The organism is Pseudoclavibacter sp. VKM Ac-2888, from assembly GCF_015351285.1.
Lineage (GTDB): Bacteria > Actinomycetota > Actinomycetes > Actinomycetales > Microbacteriaceae > Pseudoclavibacter.
The window spans coordinates 11,177-27,836 of the sequence record NZ_JADKSM010000004.1 but is presented as its reverse complement, the minus strand read 5'-3'; the positions used below and the strand labels follow the sequence as shown (position 1 = coordinate 27,836).

14 protein-coding genes and 1 tRNA gene are annotated in these 16,660 nt (G+C 69.4%); 10 read left to right on the top strand and 5 right to left on the bottom strand.

Annotated elements, in window-relative coordinates; genetic code table 11:
• The 6 genes from ITJ61_RS18435 (at position 1) to ITJ61_RS18410 (ending at position 7,299) form a co-directional block, all read left to right on the top strand.
• On the top strand, positions 1–2,529 hold the full coding sequence (locus ITJ61_RS18435; protein ID WP_181059513.1) for a transglycosylase domain-containing protein: 2,529 nt from the start codon (positions 1–3) through the stop codon (positions 2,527–2,529).
• Positions 2,530–2,614: 85 nt separating this feature from the next.
• A tRNA-Pro gene (locus ITJ61_RS18430) sits at positions 2,615–2,688 on the top strand.
• Between the two features lie 147 nt (positions 2,689–2,835).
• A complete protein-coding gene (locus tag ITJ61_RS18425) occupies positions 2,836–3,723 on the top strand; it encodes an aminoglycoside phosphotransferase family protein (protein WP_194687086.1) in 888 nt (295 codons plus the stop codon).
• A gap of 93 nt (positions 3,724–3,816) precedes the next feature.
• Entirely contained in the window at positions 3,817–4,938 is a 1,122-nt protein-coding gene (gene solA / locus ITJ61_RS18420) for an N-methyl-L-tryptophan oxidase (protein WP_194687085.1), read from the top strand.
• Positions 4,935–5,837, top strand: coding sequence for a LysR family transcriptional regulator (locus tag ITJ61_RS18415; protein WP_194687084.1), 903 nt, complete (start codon positions 4,935–4,937; stop codon positions 5,835–5,837). Before solA ends, ITJ61_RS18415 begins: the two co-directional genes overlap by 4 nt.
• 67 nt (positions 5,838–5,904) lie before the next feature.
• The gene (locus tag ITJ61_RS18410; RefSeq protein ID WP_323744407.1) at positions 5,905–7,299 is read left to right on the top strand and encodes a sodium:glutamate symporter; all 1,395 of its coding nucleotides are present in this window, start codon (positions 5,905–5,907) and stop codon (positions 7,297–7,299) included.
• 24 nt (positions 7,300–7,323) lie between these two features.
• Here ITJ61_RS18410 and ITJ61_RS18405 read toward each other — a convergent pair whose 3' ends face one another.
• Both ITJ61_RS18405 and ITJ61_RS18400 read right to left on the bottom strand, forming a co-directional pair.
• Entirely contained in the window at positions 7,324–7,836 is a 513-nt protein-coding gene (locus ITJ61_RS18405; protein WP_194687083.1) for a mycothiol transferase, read from the bottom strand.
• A complete protein-coding gene (locus ITJ61_RS18400; RefSeq protein ID WP_194687082.1) occupies positions 7,833–8,924 on the bottom strand; it encodes a glutathione S-transferase family protein in 1,092 nt (363 codons plus the stop codon). The genes ITJ61_RS18405 and ITJ61_RS18400 overlap by 4 nt, the downstream gene beginning before the upstream one ends.
• Positions 8,925–9,073: 149 nt before the next feature.
• Between ITJ61_RS18400 and ITJ61_RS18395 the strand changes: the two genes are divergently transcribed.
• Both ITJ61_RS18395 and ITJ61_RS18390 read left to right on the top strand, forming a co-directional pair.
• Positions 9,074–9,856 (top strand): glucose 1-dehydrogenase, encoded by a 783-nt coding sequence (locus tag ITJ61_RS18395; protein WP_104305989.1) that lies wholly within the window; start codon positions 9,074–9,076, stop codon positions 9,854–9,856.
• 68 nt (positions 9,857–9,924) lie between these two features.
• Entirely contained in the window at positions 9,925–10,317 is a 393-nt protein-coding gene (locus tag ITJ61_RS18390) for a DUF1801 domain-containing protein (protein WP_194687081.1), read from the top strand.
• Positions 10,318–10,369: 52 nt separating this feature from the next.
• Here the strand turns inward: ITJ61_RS18390 and ITJ61_RS18385 are convergent, their stop codons facing one another.
• The 3 genes from ITJ61_RS18385 to ITJ61_RS18375 all read right to left on the bottom strand — a co-directional run bounded on the left by ITJ61_RS18385 (position 10,370) and on the right by ITJ61_RS18375 (position 13,444).
• Positions 10,370–11,989, bottom strand: coding sequence for a polysaccharide deacetylase family protein (locus ITJ61_RS18385; RefSeq protein WP_194687080.1), 1,620 nt, complete (start codon positions 11,987–11,989; stop codon positions 10,370–10,372).
• 47 nt (positions 11,990–12,036) lie between these two features.
• Positions 12,037–12,699, bottom strand: a complete 663-nt coding sequence (locus tag ITJ61_RS18380; RefSeq protein WP_194687079.1) for a hypothetical protein — start codon at positions 12,697–12,699, stop codon at positions 12,037–12,039.
• A 133-nt stretch (positions 12,700–12,832) separates the two neighbouring features.
• Positions 12,833–13,444 (bottom strand): TetR/AcrR family transcriptional regulator, encoded by a 612-nt coding sequence (locus ITJ61_RS18375; RefSeq protein ID WP_194687078.1) that lies wholly within the window; start codon positions 13,442–13,444, stop codon positions 12,833–12,835.
• 207 nt (positions 13,445–13,651) lie between these two features.
• Between ITJ61_RS18375 and ITJ61_RS18370 the strand changes: the two genes are divergently transcribed.
• Positions 13,652–14,914 (top strand): MFS transporter, encoded by a 1,263-nt coding sequence (locus ITJ61_RS18370; protein ID WP_194687077.1) that lies wholly within the window; start codon positions 13,652–13,654, stop codon positions 14,912–14,914.
• Positions 14,911–16,563, top strand: a complete 1,653-nt coding sequence (locus tag ITJ61_RS18365; RefSeq protein ID WP_194687076.1) for an amidohydrolase — start codon at positions 14,911–14,913, stop codon at positions 16,561–16,563. Before ITJ61_RS18370 ends, ITJ61_RS18365 begins: the two co-directional genes overlap by 4 nt.
• Positions 16,564–16,660: the final 97 nt, after the last annotated feature.

Below are 16,660 nucleotides of genomic sequence, written 5' to 3'. Positions count from 1 at the left end.
ATGGCAACAAAGCAACGTGGAAACCGGAAGCGCGGTCCTCTGACGCGCGTCCTCGGACTGGTCGGGGTGAGCGGCCTGGCCGCCGTCCTCATCACCGCGCTCGTGACTCCGCTGATCTCCGTCGCCAACATCGCGGACAACAGCTCGATCAACCTGTTCGAGAGCCTCCCCGACTACCTGGAGATCAACGAGCTCCAGCAGGTCACCGAGCTCTACGCCAAGCAGGGCGGGCAGGACGTGAAGTTCGCCCAGTTCTACAACCAGAACCGCATCGAGGTACCCCTCGACCAGGTCTCGCCGTGGGTGCCGCTTGCTGCCATCTCGGTTGAGGACCCGCGTTTCCGGGAGCACGACGGCGTCGACGTCATCTCCGCGGCGCGAGCCCTCGTGACCTCGGTCATCGGCGACGCCTCAGCTGGCGCCTCGACCATCACCATGCAGTGGGTCCGCAACGTGCGCGTGCAGGAGGCCGAGGCGATCCTCGACCCCGCCGAGAGCGAGAAGGCCTACATCGAGGCGACCGACCCGAACACGGGCCGCAAGCTCCAGGAGATGCGCCTCGCCATCGGCGTCGAGCAGCAGTACTCGAAGGACGAGATCCTCCAGGGCTACCTCAACATCGCCCTCTTCGGAGGCACCACCTACGGCATCGAGTCGGCCGCCCAGCGCTACTTCGGCAAGTCCGCGCTCGACCTGAACCTGCAGGAGTCCGCGAGCCTCATCGCGATCGTGCAGGAGCCGAACGCCTACCGCCTCGACCGCGAGGAGAACATCGAGGGCAACAAGGAGCGCCGCGACTACATCCTCATGCGCATGATGGAGGAGGGCGCGATCGACCAGGCGACCTACGAGGCGACCATCGCGCTGCCGGTGGAGCCGAACGTCACGGAGCCGAACCACGGGTGCGAGTTCGCGGAAGGCAACGCGAAGTACTTCTGCAAGTTCGTGCAGCTCTCCGTACTGCAGGACGAGGCCTTCGGTGCGACCGAGGCCGAGAGAAACTTCAACCTCGCCGGCAAGGGCTACAAGATCTACACGTCCCTCGACCTCGACATGCAGGGCGTCGCGACGCAGTCGATGCAGAACGCCGTGCCGTCCAGCTACCCGGGCACGGAGCTCGGCGCCGCCGCTTCCATGGTCGAGAACGGCACCGGTCGCATACTCGCGATGGTGCAGAACACCCAGTTCAGCGAGGTGGCCGAGAACCAAGGCCAACCCGGTGTGACCTCGGTGAACTACAACGCCGATTACGAGTACGGCGGCTCCACCGGATTCCAGACTGGCTCGACGTACAAGATCTTCACGCTCGCCGAATGGCTCTCGTCGGGGAAGTCGCTCTACTCGTCCGTCCCAGGACAGAACCGCACCTTCTACCTCGAGAACTTCTCCAACACGTGCGAGGCCGAGTCAGACGGCCCGTGGGCTCCGACGAACGACAGCGGCCAGCGGGTTGGGACCGTCTCGGTCAAGTCGGCGACTGCCTCGTCGATCAACACCGCCTACGTGACGATGGCGGAGCGCCTCGACCAGTGCCGCATCCGCGACACCGCGATGGCCCTCGGCGGTCACCGCGCCGACGGAGCGATCAACTCCTCGGTACCCGCCGCCATCCTCGGCGCCGCCAACGAGATGGCCCCGCTCTCGATGGCAACCGTCATGTCAGGGCTCGCGAACAATGGCACGACCTGCTCGCCGACAGGCATCGACCGCGTGACGCTGCCTGACGGCACCGAGGTCTCGGGCCCCGAATCCCGTTGCATCCAGGCCGTCTCGCCGCAGGTCGCGGCGGGCGTCGACGAAGCCCTCGCTGGCGTCGTCAACGGCGGCACCGGCTCGCGGTCGAACCCGGGCATCGTTCCCCTCATCGGCAAGACCGGCACGACCGACAACGGCCTGCAGACGTGGATGGTCGGGGCGACGACCAGGGTCGGACTCGCCGTCTGGGTCGGCAACGCCAACGGCCTTTTGCCCATGTACGACGTCGACCTGCCCCTCGCGGCGGGGAGCCAGACGCGTCACGTGCTCTTCAACGACATCATCGGGCACGCGATGACCACGTACGGCGGAGGCGACTTCCCCGAGTACGTGGAGGACGAGGACGCGCTGGTGCTCGCAACCGTGCCGGACGTGACCGGCCGGTCGACGGAGGAAGCACGCCAGGTGCTCGAGGGGCTCGGCTTCGGCGTGTCCATCGGGCCATCGGCCGACTCCGACCAGTCGCCGGGAAGCGTCGCGAACACCCTGCCGACCGCCAACACGCGTGTCGACAAGGGGACGACGATCACCATCCACCCCTCGGCCCTGTCGGAGGACGCGTCGAACGGACTCCTGGCACCGGATGTGGCGGGCAAGACCCAGGATGAGGCGACGACGCTGCTCGCGGGCGCCGGCTTCAGCGGGACCGTCACCGTGATCGCCGAGAAGAGCGCGAGCGTGCCGAGCGGGCAGGTGATCCGCACCGACCCCGCGACCGGCACTCCCATCGAGCCGACCGGCGACATCAGGCTGTTCGTCTCCTCTGGGCCGTAGGAGTTTCCGTTGCTCGCGCCCTCGGTTGGCGGCGCGAGCAACCTTCGGGTACTCTTGGGGAGTTCGCCGCTCAGCGGTGAGCGATCGGGGTGTGGCGCAGTTTGGTAGCGCGCTTCGTTCGGGACGAAGAGGTCGTGGGTTCAAATCCCGCTACCCCGACAGTTGTGTGATCGAAAAGGCCTGAGCTTACTTGCAAGCTCAGGCCTTTTTCGTGCCCGCATTCGTGCCCGCCTTCAGCCCTCGCTCCGAGAGGAACGCGACCCGCGTGATGGTGTACTTTCGGCGGATGCCGTCAGTGTGGCCATCGTGCTGATCCCAGAAGACCTCGTCCGCCGCGTCGCGGGTCGCCCCGCCGACCTCGGGGTGGACGGCGACGAGTGGCTCCGCCGCCTGCCGTCTCTCATCGACGAGCGCCTCGACGCGTGGGAGCTGACCATCACCGGTGCGGCTCACAACGGCCATAACGCGATCGTGCTGCCGGTCGCTCGTCACGGGCAGCCGCAGGTACTGAAGCTCAGCTGGCCCCATCGGGAGGCAGCCGTCGAACACCTCGGGCTTCGCCACTGGAACGGCGGGGGCATCGTGCGGCTCGTGGCGGCGCATCCGGCTGACTTCGCGCTGCTCCTCGAGCCCCTCGACGCGGATCTCGACCTGCATTCGGTCGAGACCGACGACGCGTGCCTCGTGATCGGCGGCCTCCTGCGGCGCCTCCACGTCGCACCCCCGCATTCGGTGCCCGATTTCCGCGTCGAGGCGCGCGACTGGATCGCGCCCCTGCGGGCGCATCCGCCTTCGGTGCCTCGCCGGTGGGTCGACCGCGCCCTCGACACGTTCGACTCGCGTCCCTACGAGCCGAGGCTGCTGCACCTCGATCTGCACTACGGGAACGTGCTCGCCGCCGAGCGGGAGCCGTGGCTTGCCATCGACCCGAAGCCCGTCGCGGGTCCCGCCGGATTCGAGGTGTACCCGGCGCTGCGAACTCGCGTCGAGGACTACCGGGGCGGTGCGCTCATGCACGCGGAGGTACGCAGCCGGGTTGAGCTGATCAGTGGCGAGGCGGGCATCGATCTCGATGACGCCAGGGAGTGGTGCATCGCGCACGCCATTCTGAACGCGCACCAGGTCTCGAAAGAGGGGTGGCCCACGCTCGTGACCCTGCACCTCGCGATCGCGAAGGCGCTGTCCGACCTCTGAGACACCGACATCAGCTGTTTTTCGTTTGCCGAATGACTGCCTCAATCTGATTTAAGTCTTGCGTTTGGGTTTCGGACCACGCATGATCATGTGATGGATGCAGACGTTGTCGTCATCGGACTCGGAGCCGCCGGCTCGTACGCGGCTTGGAATCTGGCCTGCAATGGCGCGAGCGTGCTGGGCCTCGAGGCGCAGACCCTCGTCCATGACGACGGGGCCTACTCGGGCGAGAGCCGCCTCTTCCGCGCGGCTTACCACGAGGGGTCCCACTACGTGCCCCTGCTGCTCGCGGCCCGTCATGCCTGGCTCGAGCTGGCCGAGGAGAGCCGGGCACCCATCTTCCAGTCGACGGGGGTGCTCTCGATCGGCTCCCCCGACGACCCTCGCCTCGAGCAGGTGCGCCGCTCCCTCGCCCACGCCGATATCCCGCACGCGGCCCTGTCGACGGCGGAGCTCCGGAGCCGCTACCCGCAGCATGAGCAGCTGACCGACGAGATCGCCGTCCTTGACGAGCTCGGCGGTGCGCTCAGACCCGAATCGGCCGTGGCCGAGATCCAACGACGCGCGAGCGCCGCGGGCGCCGAGCTGCGCGGAAGCACGGCGGTGCTCTCGATCGAGGAGACCGCAGGCGCAGTGCACGTCACCACAGCGGACGGCACGCTGAGCGCCAAGCAGGTCATCGTGTCGGCAGGGATCTGGACCCCACAGCTCCTCCCGGAACTCGCACCGCACCTGACGATCAAGCCCATCGCGCTCACCTGGTTCGCGCCAGAGAACCCCCACGACTTCGCACCCGAGGTGTTCCCCGCGTTCATCCGGGACCACGGCAACGTGCATATCTTCGGCGTCCCAACCCTCGACGGCTCGCTCGTGAAGGCCGGCTACGACGCGAAGTGGGGAGACATCGACGCTCCCGAGCAGCTCGAACGCCGCCTGAGCGTCGCCGAGCGCGCCAAGATCTCGCACGACATCCATGCGCGTATCCCGGGCCTGCCAGACGCGATCGCCAAGCACTCCGTGCACGCAGACCTCTTCACGTTCGACAAGACCCCGATCATCGGGAGGATCAGCGAGCGCATCACGGTGGGCACCGGATACTCGGGCCACGGCTTCAAGTTCACCCCGGTCTTCGGCGACATTCTCGCCGACACCGCCTTGGGCCGCACACCGGAGTTCGACATCTCCCCCTTCGCGCCGCAGCGGTTCAGCGCGTGAGCGAGATCAGCCTGAAGCAGCTGCGCTGCTTCGTGGCCGTCTACACGGAGCGCAGCTTCACCCGAGCTGCGAAGCGACTCGGACTCGCGCAGTCGCCCGTGAGCCAGGCGGTCGCGGCCCTCGAGGCGCAGCTGGGCGTCACCCTCTTCGAACGCGGCGGACGTGACGTCGTCCCGACGCCGGCCGCCGAGGCGCTGTACCCGGAGGCAGTGGAGATCCGCCGTCGAGCAGAGGGCCTCCAGCACCTCGCGTCGACGGCCACCGAGGAACGCGCGAAACGGGTGCTGCGCCTCGGATCGATCAGCTCACTGTTCTCCAGCGCGCTGCCGACTCTGCTCCGCGCCGAGCCGCTGTCGCCCTACGCCGTCACGGTCTCCGACGGTGGCACGACGGACCTGAGCAGGGCCGTCGATGACGGCGACCTCGACGTGGCGCTGCTCCGGGACCTCTCGCCGGACAGCGACCGGCACGCGGTCGCCTTCCGCGAGCGCCTCTGCGTCGCCGTGGCGGCCGACCATGAGCTGACCGCGCAGCAGATCGTCTCGGCCGAGCAGCTCCGCGACTTCCCGCTCGTGCTCTTCGATCGCGGGCGAGCGCCGCTCGCCTTCGACCTGACGGCGAGCGCGTTCCTCCGTTCCGGCCACCCGCTCCGAATCGCCGCGCGCGTCACGAACGAGCAGGCCATCCTCGGTCTCGTCAGCGCCAGGCTGGGCATCGCGCTCGTGCCGCAGTCGCTCGCGCTGCACCCGTGGCCGGGGGTGACGTTCCGTGAGCTGCAGGACGCGGAGCACAGCTATCCGCTGGCGGTGCGCGTCGAGGCGGGCGACCCGCTCGGCCTGCTCGGGCCGATCAGCTCGGCGCTCCACGGCTGGGCCGCTCAGAACTCGCTCATCCGCTGACCCCGCCCATTCCTCCCGGTCAGCGACGACCGGATTCACGATCCCCAACGCACAGAAAAGAGTTCTCGTGGAGTACACGCCTCAAGCTCTCCTCGTCGATGCCGGCCTCATCGGCATGCTCCTCATCATCGGCACCCTCGCGAGGGCGAAGATCAAACCGCTGCAGACGATGATGATCCCCGCGTCGGTCATCGCCGGTGCGCTCGGCTTGCTGCTCGGTCCGAACGGGCTCGGGCTCCTTCCCTTCTCCGACCAGCTGGGCACATACGGCTCGCTGCTCATCGTCCTCGTGTTCGCGTGCCTCGCGCTCACCGACGACTTCAACATCTTCAAGATCGGCCGCAACGTCGCGGGGTTCGCCGCCTATGGCGTGCTCATGTACTCGCTGCAGGTCGTCATCGGCCTCGTGCTGGTGCTCGTGCTCCTCGGCCCTCTGCTCGGGGCTCCAGACAGCATCGGCCTCATGCTCTTCGCGGGCTGGGCGGGCGGCTTCGGCTCGGCGGCGGCGATCGGGGCGGTGTTCGCGGATGCGGGCCAGCCGGAGGTGCAGTCGATCGCGTTCACGGCGGCGACCGTCGGCATGCTCGTCGGCGTGGTCGGCGGCATCATCCAGGCGAAGATCGGTGCGATGCGTGGCCACGCGAAGGAGTTCGCTGGCATGAAGAGCATGCCGGAGGACCTGCGCACGGGTGTGCTCGATCAGATCAAGACGCGGCCCTCGATCGGCACGCACACCTTCTCCGGTGGGACGATCGAGTCGCTCGCGTTCCAGGCGGCGATCGTCGCCGGCGTGTCCGCCGGCGCCTACGGCATCAACCTGATGCTGGGCGAGCTGCTCCCCGCCGTGACGTTCCCCCTCTTCTCGATCGCGTTCATCGTCGGCCTCGTCCTGCGGGGGCTCATGGCCGTCTCGAAGACGCGCAAGTACATCGACCCCGACTCGCTGCGCTCCATCTCCGGCGCAGCCACCGACGTCCTCGTCGTATGCGGCATGGTCTCCATCGTGCCGAGCATCGTGGCCGACAACTGGCTCGCCCTGCTCATCCTGTTCCTCGTCGGTCTCGCGTTCTGCCTGTTCCTGGGCTTCTTCGCGGCGCCTCGACTCATGCAGGACGGGTGGTTCGAGCGCCAGCTGTTCACGTGGGGCTGGGCGACGGGCGCCGTCGCGACCGGCATCGCCCTGCTTCGCATCGTGGACCCGCGCATGAAGTCGCGCACGTTGGAGGACTTCTCGATCGCCTACCTGCCGGTCGTGCCCGTCGAGGTCGCGGCGATCACCTTCGTGCCGTTGCTGGTGATCGGCGGTGCTGCGTGGGCCGCTGTCGGCATCTGGGGCGCGATCGCCATCGTCGCGGCGATCGGCGGGGCCATCGTGATCTTCACGGGGCGGAAGTCGCAGCGAAGCCCCGGCGGGGAGCCGCGCAGGGCCGCCGCGGTCGGACGCGGCTCGAGCTCGAAGTAGGGCTCGAGCCCGAGCCGTCGAGCATCACCCTCGCAGGATGCCTGCGGCATACGCGGCCTGGCCGACGTGCTGGGCCGCGTCGTCGATGATGCTGACGATGCGGGCGGCGCGCGTGACGGGCGGGTCCCACTGGTCGTCGACGATCTCGCCGAGCGCATCCGGGCTGAGCGAGCGGATGTACGTGCGCAGTGCATCCGTCGCCGCGCGCAGGTAGTCGAGCAGCAGCGTGGCATCGTCGACGATGACGGCGCGCGCCTGGGCCGTCGAGTGCCCGTAGCCGACCGAGTCGCCGAGCTCGCCGAGGCCGAAGCGGGCGTCGAAGCCCTCAGCTGACCAGACCTCGGGAACACCGGAGAGGGGCGTGAGCTGCACGTCGATCTCGCGCGCCGTGTGCCAGAGCAGCCAGGCGATCGAGTTGTCGTGGCCGCCCGGATGCGCGTTGAGGGCATCTGCGGTCAGCTCGCCCGCGAGGCGCTCGGCAGCCTCGACGGGGCGGCTCGCGAAGTCGTCGAGCACGCCGATCACATCGCTGCTCATGCGCGCGAGCGTCCGAGGTGCACGAGGTCGTGAGCGGCCTCGATGGGCTCTGGGTTCGGGCCGGGAGGGGTGCCGTCGCCGAACGGCGACCCGCCGAGCTGCTCGCGGAAGTGCGGCAGCTTCCAGTTGTGGAGCTCCGGGCCTGCGGGGACGATGCCGCTCGGGTTGATGTCTCGGTGCACCTCGTAGTAGTGGCGCTTGATGTCGACGAAGTCGGTCGTGTCGCCGAAGCCTGGTGTCTGGAAGAGGTCGCGCGCGTAGGCCCAGAGCACCGGCATCTCGCTCAGCTTCTGCCGGTTGCACTTGAAGTGGCCGTGGTACACGGCGTCGAAGCGGGCGAGCGTCGTGTAGAGACGTACGTCGGCCTCGGTGATCGTGTCGCCCATGAGGTAGCGACGTGTCTCGAGGCGCTCCGAGACGATGTCGAGCGCCGCGAAGAGTCGGTCGTAGGCCTCGTCGTAGGCTTCCTGCGACCCCGCGAAGCCGCACCGGTAGACGCCGTTGTTGATCTCGGTGTAGATGTGCTTCATCACGGCGTCCATCTCGTCGCGCAGCACCTCCGGGTAGAGCTCGGGGGCGCCGTCGCGGTGGAACTCGGTCCACTCGGTCGAGAAGTCGAGGGTGATCCACGGGTAGTCGTTCGTCACGACGCCGCCGCTCGGCACGTCGACGATGGCGGGCACGGTGATGCCGCGGGGGTAGTCCGGGAAGCGCTTCAGGTAGGCGTCCTGGATGCGCGGGATGCCGAGCACCGGGTCGAGCTCGCCCGGGTCCTTGTCGAAGGTCCACGAGCGCTTGTCGTGCACGGGGCCGCAGATGCCCATCGAGATGGTGTCTTCGAGGCCGAGGAGCCGGCGGACGATGGTCGAGCGGTGCGCCCATGGGCAGGCGCGAGCGACGACGAGCCGGTAGCGTCCGGCTTCGACGGGCCAGGTCTGGATGCCCTCGCCGACCGAGCGCGCATCCTTCGTGATGCGGTCGCCGATGTAGTTGGTGTCGCGGTCGAAGGGCTGCCCGGCCTTCGAGTACACGCCCTGCTCTGCCGCTTCTTCGCCGTCTGGTCGTGCGTCCTGCGTCGCCTGAGTCATATCGCAATCCTAGGAAGCGGATGTGGATGCTCGCTGGGGGCGAGTCGGGCCCGTCGCGGAGGCCTCTCGGGAATAAATTCACTAGGCCACGACATAACTAGAGTGTCGTCCTGCGACTGCCGGGCGATGCACCGCAACGAAGGAGAAGCATGTCTCGGTTCACCGACAAAGTCGTTCTGATCACCGGCGGAGGATCCGGCCTCGGCCGCGCCACCGCGGTCCGCGTCGCGAGCGAGGGCGGGAAGCTCGCACTCGTCGACATCTCGGAGCAGGGCCTCGAAGCGAGCAAGGCAGCCATCCTCGAGACCGCGCCTGACGCCGAGGTCTTCACGACGACCGCGGACGTCTCCAGCGAGGCCGACACGGACGCCTACGTCGCCGCCACTCTCGAGCGCTTCGGCCGCATCGACGGCTTCTTCAACAACGCCGGCATCGAAGGCCGCCAGAACCTCACCGAGGACTTCGGCGCAGACGAGTTCGAGCGGGTCGTCTCCATCAACCTCCGCGGGGTGTTCCTCGGCCTCGAGAAGGTGCTCAAGGTCATGCGCGAGCAGGGCTCCGGCTTCGTGGTGAACACGGCATCCGTCGGCGGCATCCGCGGCGTCGGAAACCAGTCGGGCTACGCTGCCGCGAAGCACGGCGTCGTCGGCCTCACCCGAAACTCGGCCGTCGAGTACGGCCAGTTCGGCGTGCGCGTCAACGCCATCGCGCCCGGCGCGATCTGGACGCCCATGGTCGAGAACTCGATGCGCCAGCTCGACGCGGAGAACCCGAAGCAGGCAGCAGAGCAGTTCATCCAGATCAACCCCACGAAGCGCTACGGGCAGCCCGAGGAGATCGCAGCGGTCGTCGCGTTCCTCCTGTCGGACGACGCGAGCTACATCAACGCGGCCGTCGTTCCCATCGATGGCGGCCAGTCGGCGAAGTACTGACCGGCGCCCCGAGCCCGAGCAGTGCTGCGAGTCGAGCCGCCAGCGGACCACAGGTCTACGCTGGCGGCATGACCGCTGCCCCGTCGCCGGATGTCGACGCCTACTTCGCCGAGCTCGAGCATCCACTGCGGGATGCGGCGGTCGGCCTGCGGGGGCTGCTGCTGGACGCGCATCCCGACGTCATCGAGAGCATCAAGTGGAAGTCGCCGAACTACAAGGTCGCCGACGACTTCGCGACCCTCAACCTCCGGCGCCCGAAGGCCGTGCAGCTCGTCCTGCACACGGGCGCGAAGGTGAAGCCAGCGCACCCGGAGGTCGTCGTCGACGACCGCTCGAAGCTGCTCGCGTGGCGGGGCCCGGGCCGCGCCGTCGTCTCGTTCGCGAGCATGGCCGAGTTCGAAGATGCGCGGGGCGCACTCGCCGAGCTCGTGAAGGCCTGGGCCGCGCAGGTCGAGGCCTAGCTATCTTGGCGGAGCTGTCCTGGCCTCGCCGTCTTGGTCTCGCACCCCTGAGCTACCGCGCCGACGTGTAGCTGTTGCCCGCGGCTGGGGCGCCGCCGAAGATCTGATCGATCGTCACGAGCACGAACCCCCGGTCGTGGAGGCCTGTGAGGATCTCGGGCACCGCGTCGACGGTCGAGTCGTGGATGTCGTGCATGAGGATGATCGACCCGGCCTCCGCCTCGTTCGCGCCGCGGTCGACGAGCGTCTCGTGCGGCGGCCCCTCCCAGTCGAGGGTGTCGATGTCCCACAGGATGGCCGGCATGCCGAGCTTCGTGAGGACCCGCGCGTCGAGGTCCCCATACGGTGGCCTGAAGACGCTCGGCCGTTCGCCGGTCGCGGCCGCGATGGCGTCGTTGGTCTTCTTGACCTCTTCCTCGATCTTCTTGTCGTCGAGGGTCGTGAGCCGCGGATGCGTCCACGAGTGGTTGCCGATCTGGTGGCCGTCGTCGTCGATCTGCCTCGCGATCTCTGGGTGCCGCTGCACGTTCGGGCCGACGAGGAAGAAGGTCGCGGTCGCGTCCTGCTCCCGCAGCTGCCCGAGGAGCGTCTCCGTGATCGGCGCGGGGCCGTCGTCGAAGGTCAGGGCGACGCACGGGAACAGCGTGCAGTCGACCTGGCGGTCGCCGGCGAGCGGCCGCTGGCCAGCGACGAGCGGCTGCGGGGTCGCCGAGGCGGCGACGAGCTCACGGCCGAGGTCGGTGAGCATGGGGGCTGCCAGTTCCGCGCCGATGTGGATGCTCGGGAAGCGGTGCGAGATCGGCTCGCCGACGACGAGCGTGGTCTCGCCGTCAGGAGAGACGGGAGGGGAAGCGTTCGCACCGCCGGATACGTCCATCTCAGGGGTGAGGAGGCCCGCGGGGATGCCGATGCGCAGTCCACCGTCCGGTGTGGGCGTGACGTCGGCGAACCCCTGTGCGAGCACGGCCGCGTTGGTGTCGCTCGGCGCCGCGACCTGCGTGTCCCAGAGGGCGCCGAGTTCTCGCCGCGCGGCGAGCACGAGCTCGTTCCAGATGGCCAGTGCCGCGTCCGCCGTGATGACGTCGGCGCCACCGGCTTGCTGCGCCGTCGCGGTGTCGGCGAAGAAGACGAAGCTCTCGTCTCGGGTGACCGCTGGGGCTGCTCCCGCGGTTCCCTCGACGACCCGGACGCGCTCGCCGAACTCGCTGCCGCTGGCGACGACGATCTCGCACGTGATGACGAGCGCCTCACCGGCCGTGGCGCCGCCCTGGGCGAGCACCTCAACGGCCGGCATGCTGCTGGAGCCCGCCTCGCAGCCGCGACTTCCGAGCCCAGCTCCCGCTGCTGCGGCCTCCGGCTCGTAGACGGTGCCGAGCCTCGTCGCGAAGGTGCCGACCGCGTCGATGACCAGCGAGCGGACACGCGTGTTCAGATCGGCCTGCCCTGGCACCTCCGTCCACCTCGCGTCGACGGCGGGTGCCGAGTCGCGGATGCGGTAGTGGTCCAGGGGCGTGGCCCCGGCTTCCGCGCCCGCGACGTCACCGACCGCCTCGTCGAAGCTCGTCACGGCCGCGCGAACGGGCGGCTGCCAGGCCAAGTCGGGAGCGGGGGCGCACGCCGAGAGCGCGAGGGCCGTGGCCGTGAGCATCGCGACCGTGAGCAGGCGCCGCACAGGGCGTGGCTGTGTGCTGGGCTGCCGCGAGCGCCATCGACTGCGCGTCACGCGGCCGACCCGCCGATGGTCTCGAGGATCTGGGCGATGGCGGGGCGATACCGGTCGAGGTCGTCTGCACTGGCGCTGAACCGTACCGCAGCGTTCGGCGAGGTGGCACCAGCGCTCGCAACGGCCGCGGAGCCGACCATCACGCCGGGAGCCCCTTGTCCTTCTGCGGCAGCCTGCCCGTACTCGTAGCTCGCGTGGCGCACGGAGAGCCCCTCCTTCGGCACCTCGTCGATCCAGAAGAGGCTTCCGACGTCGGCGGCCATCGCGCCCTCTGGCACCAGCCCGTCCTCGGCAAGCGCCTCGCTCGCCTCACCTGCTGCGGCTTCGGACGCATCCACCATCGACTGGGGCTGGGACGGCACTTGGAGGGTGATCTCGAGGCGCGCATCCGGACTGCGGAGCGTCACGACGTCGGTGCCGAAGTAGTGGGGCACGATGACCCATCCGGCCGGCGCGACGACCGCGACGGCCGACTCGTCGCTGCCGACGGTGACCGTCTCGTCGGTCTCCGCGGCGCGGCTCGTGGCCTGCGTGAGCAACGCGCCGCCGAAGAAGAAGCCGAGCACCGCGAGCGCGGCCACGAGAACGACGCCGAGCGCGACGTACAGCCAAGGGCTGCTGCGTGTGCGCTCGGGAGCGGCACCGTGCGAGAACGTCATCGTGGGCTCCGGGCTGGGGCGGACAGGTGTCACCAGGCTACTGACTCGACGCGCGTTCCGCCCCGCCCAGGGCTGACTCTCCCCACCCAGGGCTGACTTGTGGTTGCTTGCGAAGCGCGGGAACGACCACAACTCAGCCCTGGGCGCGCGGGAGGCGTTCGCGCAGCGCCGCGAGCAGGACCGCGAGTCCGAGCTCGAACGAGCGCTCGATGCGCTCGGGGCCCGACTTGGAGTCGGCGAGGAGCCTCCCGAAGAGCCGCGTCGGCGCATCCGGCTGCCAGACCTGTTCCGGTGACGCCAGCTCGAGGCCGAAGCCGATCGCGAACGCGTCGATCATGCCGATGAGCGTGACGATGTCGTCGTCGGGGAAGCCCCCGGCCTGCAGCGCGACGGCGAGGTCATCGTAGGCCTCGATCACCGAGGAGCTCGTGATGGTCTTCCCGATGAGGAACGGCAGCAGCGCCGGATGGTCGGCGTACATGCGCCGCTGGAGCCGCACGACCTCCTCGACGTACTGGTCCCATGCCCGCTGCTCCGGTGTTGCCCGGTAGCGATCGACGAGCCGACCGCGCATGAGCTCGACGATGTCGTCGAGTCCCGCGACGTGCTTGTAGAGCGAGGACGGCCGCACCTCGAGCTTGCGCGCGATGGCGTTGACGCCGAACGGCTCGCCAGCTTCGACGAGCTGCAGCCCGGCGTCGGCGATGCGGGCCGGTGTGAGCCCGACGATCCTGCGTCCCTCCATGGCTCGCCCCTTCACCTCGTGCACGTGTGTTGGCCTCCCCGTCGTGTTGTTCGAGGAAAATGCTCCGGATGCCTTCCGCTCGGCTCCGTCTCCGTGCATACTAGCGAACACCATTCGCTGGCGAATGGTGTTCGCCAAACGCACGTCGCGCCGGAACCTGTTCGCAGCAGCAGGACGCACGCCGAGAACCCAGACCCATGGAGCCCCATGACCACTGCAGCCGAACTCAGCACGCGAGTGCCCCTGCGCCTCGCGCCGGCCTCTGCGACGTTCGCCATCGCGATCGCCGGCTACCTGGCCGTGAACCTGTCGCCGTACATGATCACCGCGGCACAGACGGCGGTCGGCCTCGACGTGCTCGCCGCGAGCTGGCTCGTCACGGGCACGCTCCTCCTGACCGCGGTCGCCGGCCTCGCCGCCGCCGGCCTCTGCGCGGGCGCGCGCCGCCATCAGGTGGCCCGCATCGGTCTCACCGTCGCGACGCTCGGGTTCCTCGCCGCGGCCCTCGTGCCGTCACTCACGATCCCCGGCCTCCTCGTCGGCGGCATCGGCGCCGGCGGAGCGGTTGCCTCGGCCGGAGCGGCGATGGCGTCATTCCGGAACCCGGACCGCGTGGCCGGCTGGAACGGCTTCACGAACCGAGGCGTCATCTCGATCGTCCTCGCGACCCTGCCCCTGCTCGGGCTCGCGCCGCTCAACGTTTTCGGCTCGCTCGCGCTCTTCTCGGCCATCGGCCTGGTCATGACGAAGTGGCTCCCCCGCGTTCCCCTGCTCGACGCGGATGCCGCACTCGGAACAGCTGGCGCCGCGACGGGCGAGGCGATGCCGATCGAGATCCCACCGACCGGCGCAATCCGCACGCAGAGCGCCGCGTCGTCGCGACTGCTCACAGTGAGCGGCTTCGGCCTGCTGGTCGTCTTCGCACTCTGGGCGGTCAGCGAGGACTCGCTCTGGGCCATGATCGGCATCATCGGTGCCGAGACGAGCGGCCTGACCCCGGAGGGGCTCGGCATCGCGCTCTCCGGCGCCACCGCGGGCGGGCTCCTCGGCTCGCTTGCGCTCATGGCCGTCGGCAACCGCCTCGGCCGGGCCGTGCCCCTCATCGTGCTGCTGGTGCTCGGCGGCATCCTCAAGATCGTGCAGGGCACGCTCACCGACGAGGCGGCGCTCATCGTGGCGTTCATCGCCTGGAACTCCATCTACGCCGTCGCGTACATGTACTTCCTCTCGACGGCGGCGGCGCTGGATGCTCGCGGCCGCTGGTCCGGCCCGCTCCTCTCCGTCTATCTCGTCGGCTCGGCCCTCACTCCCCTCGTCGGGGCCAGCCTCAGCGAGACGCTCGGCGCGCAGGGCTTCACGCTCGCGCTCGGCATCACGAGCTTCGTCCTGGCCGTCCCCACCGGCATCATCGCCGCCATCTCGACCCGCACCGAACGTTCCACCCCGATCCTCACGGAGGCCAACGCATGACCACCACCCTGTACTCGAATGCCCACGTCTTCCAGGGCCCCGCATCCGGGAAGGGCCCCGCATCCGAGACCGCAGCGGATGCACCCGCCCCGACGGCGTTCGTGGTGCGCGAGGAGGTGTTCGCGTTCGTCGGCGACGAGGCCGGCGCACGAGCTTTCGCCGCGCATCCGGATGAGACGGTCGACCTGGGCGGGCAGCTTGTGCTCCCCGGGATCACCGACGCGCACACGCACCTCGTGATGATGGGCGAGGCCCTCGGGCAGGTGGGGCTCACGGATGCCCGCAACCTCGGTGAGATCCAGCGCCTGCTGGCCGAGGCCCGCGCCGCGGACCCTGATGCCCGCGTCCTGCGGGGTCGCGGCTGGCTGTTCGACTCGATCCCGGGCGGCGCCCCGACGGCCGCGATGATCGATGAGGTCGTCGCCGATGTGCCCGTGTACCTCGACGCGAACGACTACCACTCCTGCTGGGTCAACAGCGCGGCCCTGCGCGAGCTCGGCATCACCCGCGACACCCCTGACCCGAGTGGCGGCCGCATCGGGCGGGATGCGGACGGGGAGCCGAACGGCATGCTGTTCGAGACGGCCGCGGTCGAGTACGCGTGGGCGCAGCGTGACGCCGCGATGACCGACGCCGACCGAGACGTCGCCGTCGAGCGCGTGCTCGCCGCGTACAGCGCCGTCGGCGTGACGGGGGTCGTCGATATGGCGCTCAACGAGGTCGCGCTCGACGCACTCCGGCGCGCGGCGGACCGACGGGGCGGCACCCTCCCCCTGCGGGTTGCGGCGCACTGGCTCGTCTCCAATACCGACGACGACGCCCAGAACTTCTCGCAGGTCGAGCGTGCCGGGGAGCTCTCGGCCCAACATGCCTCGCCCTGGTTGCGCGTGGTCGGCATCAAGCTCATCCTCGACGGAACGATCGACGCCTGCACGGCGGCGATGAGCACGCCGTATGCCGACGGGTCGAACGCCGATGCCATCTGGCCGGCGGACCGACTGTTCCCCGTGGTCGCGGCGGCGGATGCGGCCGGCCTGCAGATCGCGATGCACGCCATCGGAGACGCGGCGAGCAGCATGGCGCTGGATGCACTCGAGCATGCGTTCGAGGCCAACGGCGAGCTTCCGCGCCGTCACCGGATCGAGCACCTCGAGTACGCGGCGCCCGGCACCGCCGAGCGCATGGCGACCCTCGGGGTGACGGCATCCATGCAGCCCGTGCACGCCGATCCGGCGGTGCTCGGCAACTGGATCGCGCAGCTCGACGACGATCGAGTCGAGCGGGGCTTCGCCTGGCACGAATACGAGGACGCCCAGGCGCCGCTGGCGTTCTCGACGGATGCGCCAACTGCCCCGTACGGTCCGCTCGCCAACCTCTACATCGCGGCGACCCGCGAGTCTGCCCTCGACCCGAGCTACTCGGCCTCTCGCCTCGACCGCACCGTGCCGATCGAGCGCGCGCTGCTCCACGCGACGCGGGATGCAGCCGCCTCCGTCGGCGACGCGAGCTGGCGCGGCGAGATCCGCGAGGGCTCCGCCGCCGACTTCACGGTCGTCGACACCGACGTGCTCACCGAGCCCGCCGCGAGTCTGCTCACGGCGCGGACGGTGCTGACGGTCGTCGGCGGGCGGGTGACGTTCGAGGCGTGAGGCTGCGCCGACGCCGGACGTGGCGGCGCAGAGACGAGCGCTCAGCCATGCGCGAGCGGACTAGGCCACCATCGGCGCAGACCACACAGGCAAAACG

Excerpts from the sequence above, each read along its gene's own strand:
- ITJ61_RS18365 (WP_194687076.1), top strand. The coding sequence starts at position 14,911 with ATGACCACCACCCTGTACTCGAATGCCCACGTCTTCCAGGGCCCCGCA.
- ITJ61_RS18405 (WP_194687083.1), bottom strand. The coding sequence starts at position 7,836 with ATGAGCAGCGATGTGATCGGCGTGCTCGACGACTTCGCGAGCCGCCCC.
- ITJ61_RS18380 (WP_194687079.1), bottom strand. The coding sequence starts at position 12,699 with ATGACGTTCTCGCACGGTGCCGCTCCCGAGCGCACACGCAGCAGCCCT.
- ITJ61_RS18390 (WP_194687081.1), top strand. The coding sequence starts at position 9,925 with ATGACCGCTGCCCCGTCGCCGGATGTCGACGCCTACTTCGCCGAGCTC.
- solA (WP_194687085.1), top strand. The coding sequence starts at position 3,817 with ATGGATGCAGACGTTGTCGTCATCGGACTCGGAGCCGCCGGCTCGTAC.
- ITJ61_RS18395 (WP_104305989.1), top strand. The coding sequence starts at position 9,074 with ATGTCTCGGTTCACCGACAAAGTCGTTCTGATCACCGGCGGAGGATCC.
- ITJ61_RS18435 (WP_181059513.1), top strand. The coding sequence starts at position 1 with ATGGCAACAAAGCAACGTGGAAACCGGAAGCGCGGTCCTCTGACGCGC.
- ITJ61_RS18370 (WP_194687077.1), top strand. The coding sequence starts at position 13,652 with ATGACCACTGCAGCCGAACTCAGCACGCGAGTGCCCCTGCGCCTCGCG.
- ITJ61_RS18375 (WP_194687078.1), bottom strand. The coding sequence starts at position 13,444 with ATGGAGGGACGCAGGATCGTCGGGCTCACACCGGCCCGCATCGCCGAC.
- ITJ61_RS18400 (WP_194687082.1), bottom strand. The coding sequence starts at position 8,924 with ATGACTCAGGCGACGCAGGACGCACGACCAGACGGCGAAGAAGCGGCA.